Source organism: Actinomadura sp. NPDC048955, assembly GCF_040649435.1.
GTDB lineage: Bacteria > Actinomycetota > Actinomycetes > Streptosporangiales > Streptosporangiaceae > Spirillospora > Spirillospora luteofluorescens.
The window spans coordinates 1-2,120 of record NZ_JBEZJI010000178.1; the positions used below are offsets into that span (position 1 = coordinate 1).

2 protein-coding genes are annotated in these 2,120 nt (G+C 32.6%); both read right to left on the reverse strand.

Annotated features, from left to right (window positions below; genetic code table 11):
- Positions 1-1,146, reverse strand: a 1,146-nt coding sequence (locus AB0C84_RS46000; RefSeq protein WP_361079221.1) for a cellulase family glycosylhydrolase, incomplete at its 3' end; no start/stop codon positions are given.
- Between the two features lie 15 nt (positions 1,147-1,161).
- On the reverse strand, positions 1,162-2,120 hold a 959-nt coding region (locus tag AB0C84_RS46005; RefSeq protein WP_361079224.1), incomplete at its 5' end, for a chitosanase.

Here is a 2,120-nt window from a genome sequence, read left to right on the forward strand (position 1 = left end):
TTGAGAGCCCCTCGATCCACCCCTCGGGCGGAGGCGTAGGGTCACCGACGAGGAAGATCGCCATGGTCGGCCAGCGTACGAGACGCGGGGCCACGCACTTTTAGCAGAAGGGCCACCGCTCATTGATTGAACATTAAATTCTCCTAAATAACTAGGTACATTATAGTTTTTCTTCTCAATTTTATTAAATTTATTATCAAAGGATTGCTTTACAGATGGATCATCTTTAGTAGCATAATTATGATATTCATATACTAAATTATGGGAAGAGTCATTATAATATGAAGGTTCATGAAGTTTATCAGGATCCCAAACTGCTTCTAGGAAAATAATATGTTTATCCCCTGTGTCGCGAATTGATTTAATAGCTTCTTTATAGAATTGATTAACTTGATCATCACTCGTGCCTTCATTTACGCCTTTAGGTTCATTTAAAATATCATAGCCCGCAACTGTATTTTCATTTTTATAATGTTCTGCAATTTTGTACAAAATTTCTTTTGCTTTTCCTTGAGCATTAGCATCATCCCAGAAGTGACCAAATCCACTACCTTCATTTGTGTCAGCTGAATGTTCAGCTCCATTCTGAGAATTTGGGGCACCATGGAAATCTAAAATAACATAAATACCATGTGCTTTTGCCTTTTGAACAAACTTGTCCACAGCATCAAATGAGTGACTAGTAACTTTTACATCATCAGGGTTCATACCTTTTTTATAATTAGTCAGATTGATGTAATTAGGAGGTAAGCGAATTGTATTCATACCCATATCTTTTACATTTTGAAAATCTTGATCTGTCCAATGATTGTTAGCATAAGTGTTTAATTTCTTTTTAGCTTCTTTAGGACCATATTTTTGATCTAAAGCATCTTTTAATTCCTTATATGTTTTATGTTCATAAGGTTTAGGATAGTTTTTATATTTTGTCCCAGTAATACCGCCAAGGTAACCTTCTGTAGTAAAAGCATTACCGGCATTTACACCTTTTAATTGATAATTTTGTCCATTTTTTTGAATCTCTTTACCTTTAGTTGTTAATGGACTCATATCTTCAGCGTGAGCCACATGTCCTGAATTTAAAGCTGGAATGCTTGATAATAAAGTAGTTGCTACAAGTACGGAACTCATTATTGATTTCTTCATAATTACTACTCCTTTTTAATCATTTAATGAAGCTAAGTCTTTATCACTGAATTTATTTAATTTTTTTTGATCTAAATGGAAGTCTGTTTGATTCATATTAAAATCTAATGGCAGTTTTAAATCAAAGTTACCTTTTTTAATTTGATCTTGTTGGAATTTTAATCGATCTGTTGTTCCTTCAGTATCCATTCCTGAACTATGTTTATTTTCATCGTTTATAGCATCATAACGTTTACCTACAAAATTTTGTAAATAACTAGACTCATTCCCACCTTCTGAAGGTGGTTTAACACCATTTTCTTTAGCATGTTCACGAATAGCTCCAAAACTCCAATCTCTTGGTGGATCTTGAGGATTTTTACCAGGTCCATGTTTAACTAAAGTATCAAAATAAATGTATTGACCTAATTGTGATAAACCATCTTCTTTAGCATATTTAACTGCTTTATCCATGACTTCTTTTTTTACTTCATAATTTTGTGCTTTAACAAAATTATCGTGATCATTATCAAAGGCATTGTACCAATCTTTTTTTAATTTTTTTTCTTTAAGATTGTTCATATTATCTTTATCATCTGCTAATGGATTATTAGGAGATATTTTATTATAGTAATCTAACATTTCTTTCATATCACCTGTTCCTGAAGTAAATCCAATAACGCCAGCAGTTATACCTCTACCATCGTGTTCATCACCTGAAACCGATCTATAGTTTTTAGAATAATTTAAATTAGAGTCTTCTGCTGCTCCCATTAGAGCAAAACAACGCTTTCTTAAATCAAAATTTTTATCCATGTAGTTGTTTTCATTGAATGCAGTTTTATTTTGCGTTTTCTTAAGTGTATTTTGAGAATTTTGATGCGTTGTTTGAGGGTTATTACTATGATGTTGTGTTTCTGAAGCTTGTGCTAAACCTGTTCCATTTACAGCAATAAGTGTTGCTAATAATGCTGAACTATTTCCTAATGCAATTT